The sequence below is a fragment of the Anaeromicropila herbilytica genome, assembly GCF_016591975.1.
Classification (GTDB): Bacteria; Bacillota; Clostridia; order Lachnospirales; family Lachnospiraceae; genus Anaeromicropila; species Anaeromicropila herbilytica.
Genome location: NZ_AP024169.1, coordinates 682135 through 701101, shown reverse-complemented (window position 1 = coordinate 701101; position 18967 = coordinate 682135). Strand labels below are relative to the sequence as shown.

Below are 18967 nucleotides of genomic sequence, written 5' to 3'. Positions count from 1 at the left end.
GTTGAATAAATAACACCTGCATATTTCAGCTTAAACTGATTGTATTATTGCAGTCTCTATTACATGGAATTCACTACATTCTGAACCAACAAACCCATTTCGAAAATAGTTTAGTCTTATATTTATAAAGAGGAGCCGTTCCAAACGACTCCTCTTTATAAATATAAGACTAAACTATGTATCCATTTAATTTTTTTAATAACCAAGCAATATTTGTACCTAAATTATGCATATTTCGGATTCCTTCTTCATCACTAAGAACATCACCTACATCTTTTCCATAAACCATATTCCAGTAAGTAGATCCCGCTATAAAAACTTCTTTATTCAGTAGAAAATGGTTCATTGTATCTATGGCATTCAGACCTCCCCCTCTACGCACAGCTGCTACGGAAGCACCCACTTTATATTTTAATAATCCTGGGTTTGTAGCCACTACTACTCCTGCACGTTCTAAAAAGGCTTTCATGTTCGCGGAAATATCTGCTGAATACACTGGGGAACCAAGAAGAATCCCATCTGCTTCCACCATTTTTTGAAAGCAATCTTCAAATATATCGTTATGAATAATACATTCTTTCTTTCCTTTGCATACAAAACACCCCTTACATGGTTGAATAATATTTTTACCAAATTGTATTAATTCAGTCTCAATTTCATTCTTTTCAAGTTCTTCAAATACCATATTCATAATTAATGCTGTGTTACCATTTTTTCTTGCACTTCCATTTATGCCAAGTACTTTCATTTCAATATAATCCTCTCTATTTTGATATATTTCAAATACCTTTCATAATCATAGTTGCTCTTTGTACCACTCAATTTTATCCTTTAGATTCTTTGAATACTCTTCCCAAAGCTTTCTTTGCTCCTCAACGTAGTTCTCATGGACTTGCAATATTTTAAGTCGTTCAGAAATTGTGGAATCTCCCTCATACCTTAAATCGGAGTATCGTTTCATGTCTTTTAGAGACATTCCTGTATTCTTAAGTCGCTGTAAAAATTTCACCCACTCTATATCTTTATCATCATATAATCTTCTATTTGCAAAATCCCTCTCTACATGTATCAATCCTTTTTCCTCATAGTATCTCAATGCGGAACAGCTTATACCAGTTTTCTCAGAAAATTCACCTATTATCATATTGCACCTCTTTTATCATTGTTAACAATTTGTTCATTGACCTCAACCATACTTGAAGTGATATTCTTCAAATATCAAATATATAGGAGGCATTTTTATGGATAATATACGTTATACGAAAGGAATACATAATTTAAAATCTGTTGATGGAAAAGGTGGTGATGCAGTAATTGAATCACTAGATGATATCTCACCAGATTTAGGAAAATATATCATCGAGTTCGCCTTTGGTGACATCTATTCAAGACCGATTTTATCTCTGCAAGAAAGAGAAATGATTACAATTGTTAGTCTACTCACTGCTGGTGGTTGTGAGCCACAACTCGAAGTACATATCAATGGAGCATTAAATACAGGAATAGACCCGATTAAAATTGTAGAGAGCTTTCTCCAATGCTTACCATATACTGGTTTTCCTAGAGTCTTGAATGCGATTTTCACTGCAAAAAAAGTATTTAAGGAGCGTAACCTCACAGTATAAACAGAAACTCCTCACATTCGATACGAGTGAGGAGTTATTATTTTACACTAGTATCATTCTCCGAAATCTTACCATTCCTAAGTAACTCAGTCAACTTTTTTAACATGTAACAGCATCAAAATAAAGATGCAAGATGCTTTTTACTATCTTACACATTTCTTAAATTGAAAAATGTAAATAACCCTAAATATATATATTAATTAAGTATATTAAAATATCTCCAGTCAAAACTTATGACTGGAGATCTAAAATTTAATTTTTAATTTTTCATTTTTCTAATTTACTGAGTAGTATATTATCTAAATGGACACATATGATTTCTACTTCCATATTATAATTCAAATATATCTAACCCGCCACTAAGTTCTTTCGATATATCTTCCAGTTGATACGCTGTTTCTTCTAATTCTTTCATTCTCTTATCTATAGATTTTACGGTATCGCTCATCGCTTCTGTTGCTGTTGCGAAATGATCTGAAAGATCTGAAAGTCCTTTTACTTTTTCTAATACTATATTTTTTGATTTATCCAATTCGGCCATTTTCTCAGTGATATGCTGTACGCTTGTAATAGAGTTCTCTACTCCCTTTTTCATATACAGATAATCATCCATAGATTCCTTTATCCTATTACTCTGATTCACCATTTGGCTTTCAATTTCGTTGCTAACCGTAATCATTTTTCCTGATTCATTTTTTAATTTCAAAATGATTGATGCAACGCCTTTTGCGTTATCAGCGGATAAGCTGGCAAGATTGCTTATCTGTTCTGCAATTACAGAAAAGCCTTTCCCTGCACTTCCCGCATGTGCTGCTTCTATACTTGCATTGATTGATAATAAATCTGTTTCGTCAGCAATTTGTTGGATAATATCAATTGTTTTTTGTATCATAAGAACTGAATTATTCGTTATTTCAACCTGGTCTGTAATTTTCTCAACTGTTTTCATCACTGCTTCATTAGTTTCACGCAGATTGCACATTATGGAATAAGATCTTTTTTCTGCCATTGACATACTTTTAACAGTTTCACACATAGATTCCATTTCTGCTGTAATGAATGCAATCTGTTCATTAATATGAGATATATTTTCAACTGACTCTGTTGTCTCTGTTGCCTGTTTTGAAGCATCTTGTACAATAATATCGATTCCATCATCTAACTCAGTAACACTATTGTAAATATTATGAGACATCTGCATTAATCCATTAGAGGATGTGGATAACATACTAGAAGAATCTTTCATTCTTGACACAATTACTCTAAAGCGTTCCTGCAAGTGCAAGGAAATAGCATAAATATCTCCTATTTCATCTTTGTTTTTTATTACTTTTATTTCATTACCCTTTACAAGCTTTCCATTTGCCACTTCTTCCAAATATTTTTTTGTTAATACCATATTATTGGATAAACGTTTAGAAAAAGCAAACACAAGAATAAGAGCAACTATAATTATTGCAATTGTAGGATATACAATCTTTTGAACCTCATTTTTAATCTGCGATGTCACTTCATTTGTAGGTTTACCTGAAAAGATAGCTCCAACAACAGTTCCATCCTTATTAGCCAGTGGTTGGAAGTAGCCAAAATAGGTAGTCTTTTGCACCTCGAATTCTGGAATAAATACTGTCTTCCCCTTCATAACACGTTCATAAATACTCTTATCCAGTGTTAAGCCTGTCGCTCTTCCACCAGCTTCCATCTTAAGTGTTGTTAATATTGTCTTGTCTTCAAAATAAAATGCTGTGTCTATACCTGTCTTTTTTTTCAATGAATCAAGAAGTGAAGTATCACCTGATATTTTTGTTTTTCCCTTATACAGATTCCATGTCATATCCCTGACATAATCTCCTTTATATAGGTTCGAATATGTACTTTCAAGGGAAGATGATACAATCTTTAATTCGCTCCGTATTTCTTTACTTAGACTTTTATCTAATGATATTGAACTTAACATTACAATAATGATACCAATGCAAAGCATTGGAATTCCAAACATAACAACTAATTTCTTAGAAAAAGAGAATCTATTTCGCTTTTTTTTCATATATCTATCTCCACTATCCCTTCACACCACCAAGTGTAACACCCTGAACAATAAATTTAGAAAGAATAAGATATATAATAATAACTGGGAATATCGAAAAAGCTATCATCATATACAGTTGTCCCATATCAAACTTTGTAAAATCCGCACTTCTGATATATGCAATCCATAAAGGCAATGTCTTTTTTTCGGCACTTGTTAAAATTAATGCTGGAGTAAAATAATTGTTCCAAGTTGCAACGAATCCAAAAATAGCCTGTACTGCAAGTGCTGGTTTCATCATAGGCATAATTACCCAGTTGAATGTATGTAACTCATTCGAACCATCAATTCTGGCTGCTTCCACTATTTCTAGTGGTATTGAGCTTTCCATATATTGCTTCATAAAGAAAAAGCAAGCTGGCGCTGCGATAGCTGGAATAATTAATGGAATGAAACTATCTTTCAAATTCATCATGTTCATTTCTTTTATAAAACCAAGAGCACTAACTTGTGCTGGAATTGTCATAATAAGTAATATAAAATTAAATACAAAATTCTTTAACTTAAACTCATATGCATGTACTGCATATGCTGTCATTGCTGAGAAATAGACCGAAAGAATTACTGTTAATGAAGAAATAATAAGACTGTTAATCATTCCTCTAACAATTAAAATAGTAGAATTATTTAATACATTTGATATATTCGTCATTAAAAATTTTCCTGGAATAACTGAAAATCCTCGTTGTATATCAACATGTGCTCTCGTTGCGTTAATAAATAGCATATAAAACGGTATTAGACAGGCAACTGATAAGATAATTAATACAATATAACAAATGATTCGTTTCATACTCAAACCGACATTTCTGCTGTTTTCTTGCTTTTTCATATTCAATTACCTCGCCTCCTTCTGATCCGTTAATAGCTTAAATACCACAATACTCAATGCTCCTGTAATAATAAAGATTACAACCGATAAAGCTCCTGCCATACCATAGTTTTTACTAAATAGGTGATTATTTAAATACATAATCAAAGTCATTGTTGTTCTATCAGGTCCACCTTTTCCGTTTGTCAAGATCTGTGGTAAATCGAACATCTGTAAACCACCAATTAGTGATGTAATCATTACATATGCCATAATAGGTTTCAATAATGGCATTGTGATCTTTGAAAATACTTGGAAAGAGGTTGCTCCATCCACCTCTGCAGCTTCGAATAATGCAACATCAATACCCATCATACCTGCCATTAGTAATATGGTTGTATTTCCAAACCACATTAAAAAGTTCATTGATGCAATCAAACTACGAGCACCTAATGTAATAGACATAAAGTGGCATGGCTCTTTAAAGATTCCTGCATCCATCAATAGCATGTTGATTGGTCCATTATTAGAAAATAGTGTAAAGAACAACATAGAGAAAGCAGATGCCATTATTAGATTTGGCATATAAATAACGGTTTTAAAAAAACCAGAACATCTTAGTTTTAATCTTGTATTGGTAAACCATGCTGCTAAAAGCAATGAAACTGCGATCTGTGGAACAAAACCTAGAACCCACATAATCAATGTATTTTCTGTATATTTAAGCAAATCCGCTTCGGTAAAAAGTTTTACAAAATTATCAAATCCAACAAACTTTGGACCAATTACATTAAGTCCAGACATATAGTTTTCAAAAAAACTATAATAAAATGTTGAAATCATAGGTATAAATGAAAATATAAAATAAACTAGAAAGAATGGTATTAGAAAGATATATCCCCATTTTGTATAACTTACATGTTTTCTTTTTTTTGCATTAGAAGATTTCATGTTTTTCTCCTATTCCGAATAAATTTCAAAAGTAAAAGGGCCTTCTTCTTCTCGATAAAAATCAGAAGCCCCTTTACCTATGATTGTTATGTTATTAATTATTTTGTTAATTCAGGATATTTTTCCATAGCTGATGTATAGAAATTATCTAATGCTGTCTTTTCATCAACATTTCCTTCAAAATATTCATGCATAGACTGTTGGAATGCTTCATTTAAACCTTGATCATAATCACTGATGTTACTCATGTCAATTTTCTTAGCTGCTTCTGCAAATAAAGCGATATGATTTTGTCCACCTAAGAAGTCTGATTTATAATCGCTCTTTGCGATTTCTTCCATAGCTGCTTGATTATTAGTATAATCTTGAGTATCTAATGTGATTTGTTTCATTGTCTTAGAATCACAAGTTAAACGATACATTAAATCTTTAATAAATGGTAAGTTGTCTGAACCTTTTGCAGCACAAAGCCATGTTCCACCCCAGTAATAAGCTTGTGGTCCTTCACATACTGCATAATCTCCGTAGATACCATTTCCAACTTCTTGTTTGCCTTTTGCATCTGATAAAGAGTTACCAAGTAATGTAAAGTTAATTCCCCAAGTTGAATAGAAGAATCCAAATACTTTTCCATCTGGTCCTTGATCTGCACTCCATTCAGGAGCCCAAAGTGTTGTTTTATTGTTATATCCTTTATCTGTATAATCCTTAGTTTGTTTTACCCAGTTCATAATGTTATCATCTACAACAATCTTTGTACCATCTACCCATGGTTTAGAAACATTGTTAGAAAATGCTCTGTAAGAATCATCATAACCAGAAAGCATCTTGAAGCCAGCATCTTTCATCTTTGTTGCTACCCCATCAAATTTACTCCAATCGCTTAAAGCTGCTTGTACTTGTGTTGGATCATCTGTTCCAAGAACTTTTTTAGCAATAGAACGTCTGTAAGCAAATAACCCTGGAGTTGCTTGCCATGTAGTACCTTTTTGTACTCCATCTACAGTTACAATATCTTTTGTATACTGATATTGGCCAGCAAGATCTTCTTTTGTAAGACCTACATCACCAACTACATCAAGTGCATACTCAGATTTTGTATATTTGCTTGCATAATCTGCTTCAACTAAGAATAAATCAACTTTATCGTCTGCTGCTGCTGATTCCTGAGCTTGTAATGCTGTATCAAGATTATTCTGATATGCATTATTCTCGTTCGCTACAATTACAAAATTAACCTCTACCCCATGTTTTTCTGCAAGGTCTTTTGCATAAGCTTCATAACGACTTTTAAACTCATCGTTCCAACAATAAATATTTACCTTTTTCCCCTCTTTTGTATCAGATGTTGACTCCGTCTTAACAGTTCCCCCTGCTTTTGTCTTGTCAGAAGAAGTTTTTGAATTACCACATCCGGTAAACATTGTAGTAACTAAAACTGTTGTAAGTAAAACACTTAATAATTTTTTCTTCATAATAAATCTCCTCCGTTTTAATTTTCTTCTACTTTCTACCTTTACAAGACACATTATATTATATTTTTCACCTTGCTTATATTAAATTTGTTGAAAAAATGTCAGAATCATGTCATAATTATATTATATTTTTTCTGATGCATGAACAATTTCATTACATATATTATATGAGGTCAAATAATGAGTTTACAAAATGAATGGCATTTAAAAGAATTAATTGAAAATGAGCAATTAAATATGCACCGGCCTATAGAAGAAGAATACTCCTTCTATCAAGCTGTAAAAACTGGAGATATGAATTATATCCGTGAGAACTGTCAAAAAGGTGCTTTTTCAGATCTCGAAGGTGTAGGAATACTCTCTAAGAATTCATTAACAAATATGAAATATCACTTTGTCATTACTGTTGCAATGATAACTAGATATTGTGTAGAAGGTGGTATGGAACTAGAGCAAGCTTATCGATTAAGTGACTTTTACATATTAAAATTAGATACTTGCTCCACAGTTCAATCCATCACAGAACTTCATGATAATATGGTACTAGATTTTACCGGAAAAATGTTGTTACTTAAAAATAGTGCAATTATATCAAAATCAATCCTATTATGTACGGATTATATCTATAGTCATATCCATGATAGAATTACGGTAAATGATCTTGCTGATCATACCAATTTATCCGCGAGCTATCTATCTAGGCTTTTTAAAAAGGAACTTGGGATTGCTATAAGTGATTATATACGAGAAAAAAAGATTGAGAAAGCGCAGAACTTATTAAAATACTCCCATTTTTCTTCGATAGAAATTGCAAATTACTTATCTTTTTCTTCTCAAAGTCACTTTATTCAGACTTTTGAGAATCAAGTTGGTTTAACACCTAAGAAATATCGAGATAAATATTATCGAACCTCTTGGTAAAAGTAAAAACTGGGTATTCAACCTCCATTGAATACCCATAACACATAACTTTCCTTTACTTAAGTTCTACAATAATTTTATGAATACTATTATCCATTTCTATTATTTTTTTTCTGCTAAGGCATACTTGCATTCCTGAATTATATAGCGCGGTATTATTATCACAAACAGCTCGTTTTATTTGATATTCTCCATATGTATGTCCGTTTGGATTATAAAATTCTATAATAAAGTTCTTATCTGCAAATAGGAGCTGTACAGATGCCCTGCCTTCTTTATCAAATTGTTCTCTTACCAACTTTGGCCTTATTACCAACTCTCCAGTCTCTCCACGTACTCCAAATACTTCTGTTAGCATTGTTATCATATACCAACTAGCTGCTCCAGTCAGATAATGATACATTCCTCTACCTTTTGAATTAAAATATTCTGGAATACCAGGATAGATTCGACTCGTTTCAAAATTTAGTGCAGTATCAGCAAGTGTTTGTAAAGCTTTATATCCTTCTTTCACAAATCCCCTACGATACAGTGCATTTGCATACATTACTGTCATATGAGAAAATACTGCCCCATTTTCTTTTTCTCCATAAGCAAAGCCAAACATTCTTCCCAAGTTAAACTTCTGTTCATGAAAATCTGTGTTTAATCGATATCCTCCAATCTCCTTTTCATACAGATATCGATCAGCACTCTTACATATTGCTGAAACTTGTTCTTTCTGTGCTGTTTCACTCATAATAGCAAATACCTGTCCGGTCAACATCATACGAACGCCATTATTTAATACACCCTCTACTGGTTTTCCATCATTATCATAGTAACTATTAAACCAGCCATTTCCATCCAAGTCCTTAATCCATTCATGTTTACGAATATTTTGCATCAACCAATCAGCTTTATGTTCCAAACTGCTCACAATACTATCAATATCTATTTTTACTTTTTTTCCAGTGATATTGTGTCTGCACAATATTGTATAGTTATGTAGTAGCTCCTGCTTTTCCATGATATTCTCATAAATTTCTATATCATCTTGTAGTAGCATCCTCATTTCTACTAACAACTCAACTGTGCTTATATTCAAAATATCTTTCATTTTTTTCATGTACAATGCAATTTCTTTCATATTTCCTGCATATGCACAGGTAAACGCTACACTTTCCCCATGCTTTTCTGCCATATCTAATGCATCGTTCCAATCAGCTCCGCGTAGTTTAATGTGGTTATGTTCACCAACCTCATAAAATGCACAAAGATGCTGAAGAAGCAAATGTTCTAAAACACTTCCCGAATAAGTTTTCCCTTTTATATCCTTCTGAACATTTCCATATTTTTCTTTCCATCTTATATCTTTTCCAAATCCTCGCTCAATCTGCTGATCTTTGAAATAAGATACATCTTGGTTCAATATCCCAATATCTCCGGTCTGATCAATATATAACTTTGTTGTAATAAATGGCCATACTCCGTGATCCATCCATACACGTGTTATATTATTTCTGTCAGCAATAAACTCTCCTTGTTTTTCCCCAATAATAGTAGCATTTGTACCATCAATTCGAACTCCACCATAGTTATCAAGAATCATCTGACGTACATTAGTAGGATCCATAATCAATAATGCCAAGCAATCCTGCCATAAATCACGCCATCCTCTTCCACCTTTACCATAATCATGATATGGCAAAAAGGAACATCCATATATTCTTCTTAATATTGGTTGAAAACTAACCCAACGCATATAACTATCAAATCCATTATTTCCTGTGTAGAATCTAACATTTACCTTACTTTGCCAGTATTCCTTCATCTCATTAAACATCACTTTAACTTTTTCATCTTTATTGCACTTTTGAATCAATTCTGTAATTTCTTCTGACGAATCTGTTGCTCCTAGAAGGATAGTATAAGATGTGCTTTCCCCTGCTTTCAATGTAACCGTTTCAAAGCGTATACCTCCTATTGCTTCCTTTCCTTCATAATATCGTCCTGCATTCTCTCCAGACTTATTACAAATAACTGCTTGTGGATGTGTAAAACTACCACCTTCACCTATATATTCCTCGACAATAGGATAGAAACTTTGTGGTTTCTCAGAATTGCCAGATATTCCACACACATAATAGATCATATGATTCTCTTTGTGTCCGCGTTCATCAAAGGACATTGTTGGTTTAACCATAACTCCATAATCCGTAGTGGTTATTCGATGCAATAACGAAGTAACATGTCTGTGATCTCGGATATTATCAGCACTTCTTCCATATAACGGTATTGCAGCTATTGGAGTTATTACTTGTTGCTGATTTGAATTATTACGAATTTCTACTTGCATAATTTCTACATTATGTTTTAGTGGTACAAATGAGGTAACCTTTGCACTCAGTTGATATTTTTGTGATGTTCTTGTCACAGTTTGCCACATGAATCCTGCTGTAAGTTCACTGTCATCCTGCTCCTTGGTAAATTTACGACATTCTTCTTCAGCAGATACTCCTACAACAGACCAACTGCCACATCCATCAACATTGCACCAAAAGTTCCTTCCAGAACGATTATTATGCAAGTTCTCTGCACTAACTGGTTCTATTACAAAAGAGTTTTGATTTAATTTACTATCCCCTCCAAGATTGGGTGATAGAGAACTTTTGATTCCTTCTTCTCCTGCAATTGGGAAATACAGGTGACTATAATTTTCAGCTTGTCTCACTGAAAATGTCCCTTCATTATTCAAAAAATTTATCGACTCCATATTTACTCCTTACTTTAACTTTTGAATGCCATTTTTCAGACTATAATTCTCAATTTTATCTTAAATAAATTCTTTTTTTTATGAAATCATATTCATAAGAAATATATCAATTTCATGACTTATTTTTATACACCCAGGAATTATAACAATTTCATGAATCGTTCTTATACCCCCACTAAAGATTATCTTCTTTACTATATATATAAAGGCATAAGAAATCAGCATCAGCTGAGTTCTTATACCTTTCTTTATTTTTTTATTAATTATTTTTTAACAATACTAATATCACTAATCTCAATTATAGATGTTGGAGTATCAATATCTTTTATCTTACCCATAGAAATCACAAATGAAATTGTATTAGCATTATTCTCTGTTACAACTATTGTCTCATCAATTACCTTTAGTACATCATTCTCTAGAAGGATATCCGATCCACCATACCATTTATATCCATCATTTGGGTTCAATAAAGCGTACTTAACTGTTCTTGGAGCACTGGACTTAATTTTAAATTTCACTTCATAGCTAGCACCCTTTTCTAGAGTCAAATCATCTTGTTTTAGCTGTATATTCCAATCATCTGTTCCAACGTTGGAGATATTATAAATTGCTTTACCTTGAGTGAAATCTGCTGTTGCATCTCCAGGTGCTGTAACAGCATTAACCCATCCGTCATTTTGTGTTGCAAAATTTCCATTTTTAATTAATTCTGTGCCAGAAGGAATATCCTCTTTTTTTGGTGCTGCAATCTCAACTAAAGATATATTATCCAGAATAACCGTATGTTTATCCGTTATTTGTACTCCACCTACTGCTCCCGTAGAAATACTTAGAATTGTCTTCTTATCCGTCTGACCATTCATTTGGAAATCACAAGTAAATGTTTTATAATCATTCGTTAAATCAATAACCTGTGTTCCTGAATATGGTGTCCAATCATTGTCTGCAGAACCATCTTTTTGTAACGCATACATGATTTTTCTGTTTTTAGTAGATTTAGCATCCAAGCTAATTCGATACCATTTTCCATTTTCTAATGTAATATTGTTCTGTTTTAACTGAATCTTCCAGTCTGCATCCCCAGTATTATTTATATCAATGCATGCTGCTTTATTTTCATGAAGTTCATCCACTACATAGCTTACGTCACTTGGATTATATGCATACACTTCAAAGCCAGTCATTCCATTTGCGAAGTCTCCATTGATTAATAAACTGTCCTCTTGAATTCGAACATTATCTATATAAATGCTTCCTTCTTGACCGAGTAAAAATTTCAATGTGCTTCCATTCAATCCCGCTTCAGTATTAAACTTATACTTATATGTTGTTTTTATATTTGTAAGTTGTGTATCAAAACTCTGTCCATCAATGACTGATTGAATTGATTTATTACCATCTGCATAAGCATCAAAGCTTAGAGTATATGTCTTATTACCAGATATCGCAATCGGATCTTGCTTCACTATAACCTGATCAAGACTTGTAACAGTATTTGGCATAGTAATCTTAAGCTCACGCTTATTGTCGATATTAGTTACAGAAGCATTTACTCCTTCGCACTTACTATCAACACTCCAGTAGTCCATACGGTCTTTTCCTTGTTCAAATTCACCATTATAGACGTAATTTCCATCAGGTAGTACAGATTTTATTTCTTGTGGAATATCTGCAGTACCAATCTTCTCTAGTCTTACATTACTAATATGTACATCAGCTGTAGAGCCTTGATTACCAAGATTAAACTCAACTCTTCCGTTTATATCACCAACATCAGTCATATCAAAGTCATAATTATAATGTTGTTTATCTGCTGTTAGGGCTACTGTTGTATCAGGGAAATAACGCTTATATCCCTTATCTGGAGCAGTTATATCAGTTATTATCGTACGATTATCTGAAGCATATGCATCAAAGGAAAGACGATATTTATACCCTTGTATCATTGGCAATCCCGCTTCTACTAACTGAATACTATAATTTAGGCTACCAGCATCTTGTGTTTTAATATGAATTGCATTATCTGCGATTTCAGCACTTGCTTTGCCTCCTCCAGTTTGTAAGTACTCCCAATTCTTACCATCCGATAAACTTTCTAATTCTTTAAAGTCTCCATTTATTACATAATTTCCAGTTAAATCTGGGTCTCGAAATACAAGATTTTTAACTGGTTTTTGCACGTTTTCATCATAACTATCCTTCTGATATACTTTTACATAGTCAACACAAAGTTCTGCATTGTCACCAAAATTAGTAGTCTCGTCAGGATTTCCTGGCCAACTTCCTCCAACTGCTAGATTTAGAATCAAATAGAATGGTTGATCATATGGTGCTGGATAAGTAGCTTCTCCATAACCAGTTTTTTTAGAAAACCAATCATTTTCTTTATAAAACATCTTACCATCTACGTAGAAACGAATCTCACTTGGTTCCCATTCACATGCATATGTATGAAATTCACTTGCAAAATCACCATTTGTTAATGTGCAACTTCCTTGGCTCTGTGTATGTGGCTCTCCGAAATGAAGTGTTCCAAATGATTTATTTGTCTGATCACCAAGTACCTCCATAACATCAATCTCACCACATTTTGGCCATTGTCCATATAGATTTTCATCTGTAGGCATCATCCAGAAAGCTGGTAAGAATCCTTTTCCACTTGGAACCTTTGCTCTTACTTCAAACCTTCCATATTTATAATCATGTTTATTCTGTGTATTAATTCTTCCTGATGTATAATGAGTACCGTTTTCGTCTACCGTTTTTATTGCTTTAATTACAAGATCTCCATCTTTTACATATATATTGTCTGGTGAATCTGTATATTTTTGCAACTCATTATTTACCCAACCTGGATCATGATATTCATAATTCCAATTATCTGTATTTAACTTTGTTCCGTTGAAATCATCTTCCCATACAAGTTTATACCCTTGATTTGCCGTACTATTGCTATCACTTTCACTTGTTTGACTAGGTTGAGTTTCTTCAAGCTTCTTCTTCACATTTACAACACATTCTGCTTTATTACCACTTCCATCTGCTGCAACTGCAGTAATGGTTGATGTTCCTTCTTTTACAGCTTGTATTAATCCATTTGTTATTGTTGCAACCTCTTTATTACTACTTGTCCATATAACATTTTTATTTGTTGCGTTATCAGGCTTTATCTCTATTTCTAATTCTTTTGTTTCACCTTCATAAAGATCTACACTTTTAAGCGCAAGTGTCACACTTTTCACTTTTACTTCTTTTTGCTTAACTGTAACCTTACAGGTTGTCTGTTTCTTTCCATCCAATGTAATAACTGTAATAGTTGTACAACCAGCATTTATCCCCTTTACTTTACCCTTGCTATCTACAGTTGCTACATTTTGATTACTTGACTTATAGGAAAGATTTCTTATTGAAGCATCCTTTGGCATAATAGTTGCCTTTAATAAAAATGTATTTCCTACTGTTATTGTCTTTTCTTCGGGACTTACTGTTACTTTTGTTACTGGAATCTCAGGAACTTTTACAGTAATCGTTCTCTTTTCTTTTTTATCTGCGGATTGAATTGTAATCTTTGCAGATCCATATCCTTTTGCCATAATTTTTCCTTTTTTACTTACTGTTGCTACCTTTTTATTACTTGTTCTATAGATCAGTTCCTTATTACTTGCATTGGAAGGTTCTATAATTGTTTTTAATTGCCACGTATCTCCTTTCTTCAACACCAACATATTATTTTCAATATTGGCTAGGATGATATTCCCCACTTTTTTTTCTGCTGCCTGTACATTGATTAATACTACCAATATACTAGTGCACGCCATAAAAAATGTCATTAGAGTAACAATTAGTTTAGCTTTTGACTTGTTTTTCATAACTTTTCCTCCTCTTTTTTAATTGACAAAAATATTATAACTAAATTAAAAAGTGAGAAAAATTAGATTAATGATATAAATGTTAAAATCATAACTACATTCCAAATATTTTCCATCCAAAATAGAAAAAAGAGTTTCCTATAAATTAATAAGGCTTTCAAAATTAAATCTTATAGTACAATTATTACACTGTACTTACGATTTAGTCTTGAAAGCCTTAACATCATTGTTACATTATCCCTTAACACCACCAAGGGTAACACCCTGAACAATAAATTTTGAAAGTATTAGGTATATAATAATAACTGGGAAGATTGAGAAAGCTATCATCATATACAATTGTCCCATATCAAACTTTGTAAAATCCGCACTTCTTATGTATGCAATCCATAAAGGTAACGTCTTTTTCTCCGCACTTGTTAAAATTAGCGCTGGGGTAAAATAATTATTCCAACTTGCAACAAATCCAAAAATAGCCTGTACTGCTAGTGCTGGTTTCATCATCGGCATAATTACCCAGTTAAATGTATGGAACTCATTCGAACCATCAATTCTAGCTGCTTCCACGATTTCTAGTGGAATTGAACTCTCCATATATTGCTTCATAAAGAAAAAGCAAGCTGGCGCAGCAATTGCTGGAATAATTAATGGAATGAAAGTATCTTTTAAATTCATCATGTTCATTTCTTTAATAAAACCAAGAGCACTAACCTGTGCTGGAATTGTCATGATAAGTAATATAAAGTTAAATACAAAATTCTTTAACTTAAATTCATATGCGTGTATTGCATATGCTGTCATTGCTGAAAAATAAACAGAAAGTATAACTGTCAGAGAAGAAATAATGAGACTGTTAATCATACCTCTTACAATTAAAATTGTGGAATTATTTAATACATTCGATATGTTCGTTATCAAAAATTTTCCTGGTATAACTGAAAATCCTCGTTGTATATCAACATGTGCTCTCGTTGCATTAACAAATAACATATAAAATGGTATTAAGCAGGCAACGGATAAGATAACTAATACAATATAACAAAGGATTCGTTTAATATCCAAACTCAGTGATCTGCTGTTTTCTTGTTTTTTCATATTCAATTACCTCTCCTCCTTCTGACCCGTTAATAACTTAAATACCACAATGCTCAATGCGCCTGTAATTATAAAGATAATAACTGATAAAGCACCTGCCATACCATAGTTTTTACTAAATAGATGATTATTTAAGTACATAATCAAGGTCATTGTTGTTCTATCAGGTCCACCTTTTCCGTTTGTCAAGATCTGTGGTAAATCGAACATCTGTAAACCACCAATGAGAGATGTAATCATTACGAATGCCATAATAGGTTTCAACAATGGCATTGTAATCTTTGAAAATACTTGGAAGGATGTTGCTCCATCCACCTCTGCAGCTTCAAATAATGCGGTATCAATACCCATCATACCTGCCATTAGTAATATGGTTGTATTTCCAAACCACATTAAAAAGTTCATTGATGCAATTAAACTACGAGCACCCATTGTGATAGACATAAAGTGACATGGTTCTTTAATGATTCCTGCATCCGTCAAAAGCATATTGACTGGGCCATTATTTGCAAACAACGTAAAAAATAACATGGAGAAAGCAGATGCCATAATTAGATTTGGCATATAAATAACAGTTTTGAAAAAACCAGAACATTTTAGTTTTAATCTGGTATTAGTAAACCATGCAGCTAAAAGCAGAGAAACTGCGATCTGTGGGACAAAACCTAGAACCCACATAATCAATGTATTTTCTGTATACTTAAGTAAATCTGCTTCGGTAAATAATTTTACAAAATTATCAAATCCAACAAACTTTGGACCAATTACATTAAGTCCAGACATATAGTTTTCAAAAAAACTATAGTAAAACGTTGAAATCATAGGTATAAATGAAAAAATAAAATAAACTAGAAAGAATGGTATTAAAAAGATATACCCCCACTTTGAATAACTTACAAGTTTTCCTTTTTTTGCATTAGAAGATTTCATGATTTTCTCCTATTCCGAATAAATTTCAAAAGTAAAAGGGCATTCTTCGTAAAAATGATTCACAGAAGCCCTTTTACCTATGGTTGTTATGCTACTAATTATTTTGTTAATTCAGGATATTTTTCCATAGCTGATGTATAGAAATTATCTAATGCTGTCTTTTCATCAACATTTCCTTCAAAGTATTCATGCATAGACTGTTGGAATGCTTCATTTAAGCCTTGATCATAATCACTGATGTTACTCATATCAATTTTCTTAGCTGCTTCTGCAAATAAAGCGATATGATTTTGTCCACCTAAGAAATCTGATTTATAATCGCTCTTTGCGATTTCTTCCATAGCTGCTTGATTATTAGTATAATCTTGAGTATCTAATGTGATTTGTTTCATTGTCTTAGCATCACAAGTTAAACGATACATTAAATCTTTAATAAATGGTAAGTTGTCTGATCCTTTTGCAGCACATAGCCATGTTCCACCCCAGTAATAAGCTTGTGGTCCTTCACATACTGCATAGTCACCGTAGATACCATTTCCAACTTCTTTCTTACCTTTTGCATCTGATAATGAGTTACCCATTAATGTAAAGTTAATTCCCCATGTTGAATAGAAGAATCCAAATACTTTACCATCTGGACCTTGGTCTGCACTCCATTCAGGAGCCCAAAGTGTTGTTTTATTGTTATATGCTTTATCTGTGTAGTCTTTTGTCTGTTTTACCCAGTTCATAAGATTATCATCTACTACAATCTTAGTACCATCTACCCATGGTTTAGATACATTGTTAGAAAATGCTCTGTAAGAATCATCATAACCAGAAAGCATCTTGTAACCAGCAGCGCTTGCTTTTGCTGCTACTTGATCAAATTTACTCCAATCGCTTAAAGCTGCTTGTACTTGTGTTGGATCATCTGTTCCAAGAACCTTTTTAGCAATAGAACGTCTGTAAGCGAATAATCCTGGAGTTGCTTGCCATGTAGTACCTTTTTGAACACCATCTACAGTTACAATATCTTTAGTATATTGATATTGGCCAGCAAGATCTTCTTTTGTAAGACCTACATCACCAACTACATCAAGTGCATACTCAGATTTTGTATACTTGCTTGCATAATCTGCTTCAACTAAGAATAAATCAACTTTATCATCAGCTGCAGCTGATTCCTGAGCTTGTAATGCTGTATCAAGATTATTCTGATATGCATTATTCTCATTTGCTACAATTACAAAATTAACCTCTACCCCATGTTTCTCTGCAAGGTCTTTTGCATAAGCTTCATAACGGCTCTTAAACTCATCGTTCCAACAATAAATATTTACCTTTTTCCCCTCTTTTACATCAGCTGTTGATTCCTTCTTTACAGATCCCCCTGCATTTGTTTTTTCAGAATCAGTTTTTGAATTACCACATCCAGTGAACATAGTAGTTACTAATACTGTTGTAAGTAAGACACTTAATAACTTTTTCTTCATACTTAATCTCCTCCGTTTTTAATTTTTATAGCAATTACTTAACGTTGCAACATTATTATAATGATTTTTATAATATAGTTATATAAAAATTATTGCAAAAATATCAAATTCGTGCCATAATTATCCTGTAATTGTAATTTATTAACACCTTTTCAAAAAAGAGGATAAAATTATGAGTTTACAAAATGAATGGTATTTAAAAGAAGTTTTTGATAATGAACTATTAACGAAACATAAACCAATAGAATTCGAATACTCATTTTATCAGGCTGTGAAGTCGGGAGACATGAATTATGTCCGTGAGGACTGTCAAAAGGGTGGCTTTTCTAATCCAGATGGAATTGGAGTATTATCCAAAAATTCACTAATAAACATGAAATACCACTTTGTTATTTCTGTTGCAATGATAACTAGACACTGTGTAGAAGGGGGAATGGAATTCGAACAAGCCTATCGATTAAGCGATTTTTACATATTAAAATTAGATAACTGTTCAACAATTCAAGCTGTTACAGAACTTCATGATAACATGGCATTAGATTTTACTGGAAAAATGTTATTACTTAAAAATAGTTCAATCATATCAAAATCAATATTGTTATGCACAGACTATATTTATAACCACATTCATGATAGAGTTACGGTTGATGATCTTTCCAATTATACAAATCTATCCAAAAGCTATTTATCAAGACTATTTAAACAGGAACTAGGTATTTCTATCAGCGATTATATTCGCGAAAAGAAGATTGAAAAAGCTCAGAACTTATTAAAATACTCTGATTTTACTTCAATTGAAATTGCAAATTATCTAGCTTTCGCTTCTCAAAGTCACTTTATTCATACTTTCGAGAAACAAGTTGGCTTAACGCCAAAAAAATATCGAGATAAATATTATCATAACTCTTGGTAATTAATATTTCTATAGCATATGTGATGTGGCTTTGCACTATAAAAAGGTATAAGTA

The 18967-nt window shown here is 32.6% G+C and carries 14 protein-coding genes; 3 read left to right on the top strand and 11 right to left on the bottom strand.

Annotation, left to right across the window (positions count from 1 at the left end):
• Positions 1-169: 169 nt before the first annotated feature.
• Positions 170-748: a flavodoxin family protein gene (locus bsdtb5_RS02935; RefSeq protein ID WP_271714560.1), complete on the bottom strand. Its 579-nt coding sequence runs from the start codon at positions 746-748 to the stop codon at positions 170-172.
• A gap of 48 nt (positions 749-796) precedes the next feature.
• The gene (locus bsdtb5_RS02930; RefSeq protein ID WP_271714559.1) at positions 797-1144 is read right to left on the bottom strand and encodes a MerR family transcriptional regulator; all 348 of its coding nucleotides are present in this window, start codon (positions 1142-1144) and stop codon (positions 797-799) included.
• A gap of 97 nt (positions 1145-1241) precedes the next feature.
• Between bsdtb5_RS02930 and bsdtb5_RS02925 the strand changes: the two genes are divergently transcribed.
• Positions 1242-1625, top strand: coding sequence for a carboxymuconolactone decarboxylase family protein (locus tag bsdtb5_RS02925; RefSeq protein ID WP_271714558.1), 384 nt, complete (start codon positions 1242-1244; stop codon positions 1623-1625).
• A gap of 331 nt (positions 1626-1956) precedes the next feature.
• Here the strand turns inward: bsdtb5_RS02925 and bsdtb5_RS02920 are convergent, their stop codons facing one another.
• The 4 genes from bsdtb5_RS02920 to bsdtb5_RS02905 all read right to left on the bottom strand — a co-directional run bounded on the left by bsdtb5_RS02920 (position 1957) and on the right by bsdtb5_RS02905 (position 6951).
• On the bottom strand, positions 1957-3672 hold the full coding sequence (locus tag bsdtb5_RS02920; RefSeq protein WP_271714557.1) for a methyl-accepting chemotaxis protein: 1716 nt from the start codon (positions 3670-3672) through the stop codon (positions 1957-1959).
• 13 nt (positions 3673-3685) lie between these two features.
• Positions 3686-4546: a carbohydrate ABC transporter permease gene (locus tag bsdtb5_RS02915; RefSeq protein ID WP_271714556.1), complete on the bottom strand. Its 861-nt coding sequence runs from the start codon at positions 4544-4546 to the stop codon at positions 3686-3688.
• A gap of 6 nt (positions 4547-4552) precedes the next feature.
• Positions 4553-5476 (bottom strand): carbohydrate ABC transporter permease, encoded by a 924-nt coding sequence (locus bsdtb5_RS02910; protein ID WP_271714555.1) that lies wholly within the window; start codon positions 5474-5476, stop codon positions 4553-4555.
• 98 nt (positions 5477-5574) lie between these two features.
• Positions 5575-6951, bottom strand: coding sequence for an ABC transporter substrate-binding protein (locus tag bsdtb5_RS02905; protein WP_271714554.1), 1377 nt, complete (start codon positions 6949-6951; stop codon positions 5575-5577).
• A gap of 180 nt (positions 6952-7131) precedes the next feature.
• On the opposite strand from bsdtb5_RS02905, the gene bsdtb5_RS02900 reads away from it, so the two are divergent.
• Positions 7132-7872, top strand: a complete 741-nt coding sequence (locus bsdtb5_RS02900; RefSeq protein WP_271714553.1) for an AraC family transcriptional regulator — start codon at positions 7132-7134, stop codon at positions 7870-7872.
• Between the two features lie 55 nt (positions 7873-7927).
• On the opposite strand, the gene bsdtb5_RS02895 is transcribed toward bsdtb5_RS02900, so the two are convergent.
• The 5 genes from bsdtb5_RS02895 to bsdtb5_RS02875 form a co-directional block, all read right to left on the bottom strand.
• A complete protein-coding gene (locus tag bsdtb5_RS02895) occupies positions 7928-10627 on the bottom strand; it encodes a GH36-type glycosyl hydrolase domain-containing protein (RefSeq protein WP_271714552.1) in 2700 nt (899 codons plus the stop codon).
• 263 nt (positions 10628-10890) lie between these two features.
• Positions 10891-14499: a carbohydrate binding domain-containing protein gene (locus bsdtb5_RS02890; RefSeq protein WP_271714551.1), complete on the bottom strand. Its 3609-nt coding sequence runs from the start codon at positions 14497-14499 to the stop codon at positions 10891-10893.
• Positions 14500-14733: 234 nt separating this feature from the next.
• A complete protein-coding gene (locus bsdtb5_RS02885; RefSeq protein ID WP_271714550.1) occupies positions 14734-15594 on the bottom strand; it encodes a carbohydrate ABC transporter permease in 861 nt (286 codons plus the stop codon).
• A 6-nt stretch (positions 15595-15600) separates the two neighbouring features.
• Complete coding sequence (locus tag bsdtb5_RS02880) at positions 15601-16524, bottom strand: carbohydrate ABC transporter permease (protein WP_271714549.1); 924 nt, start codon at positions 16522-16524, stop codon at positions 15601-15603.
• 98 nt (positions 16525-16622) lie between these two features.
• Entirely contained in the window at positions 16623-17999 is a 1377-nt protein-coding gene (locus bsdtb5_RS02875) for an ABC transporter substrate-binding protein (protein ID WP_271714548.1), read from the bottom strand.
• Between the two features lie 172 nt (positions 18000-18171).
• On the opposite strand from bsdtb5_RS02875, the gene bsdtb5_RS02870 reads away from it, so the two are divergent.
• A complete protein-coding gene (locus bsdtb5_RS02870) occupies positions 18172-18912 on the top strand; it encodes a helix-turn-helix domain-containing protein (protein ID WP_271714547.1) in 741 nt (246 codons plus the stop codon).
• Positions 18913-18967 lie beyond the last annotated feature (55 nt).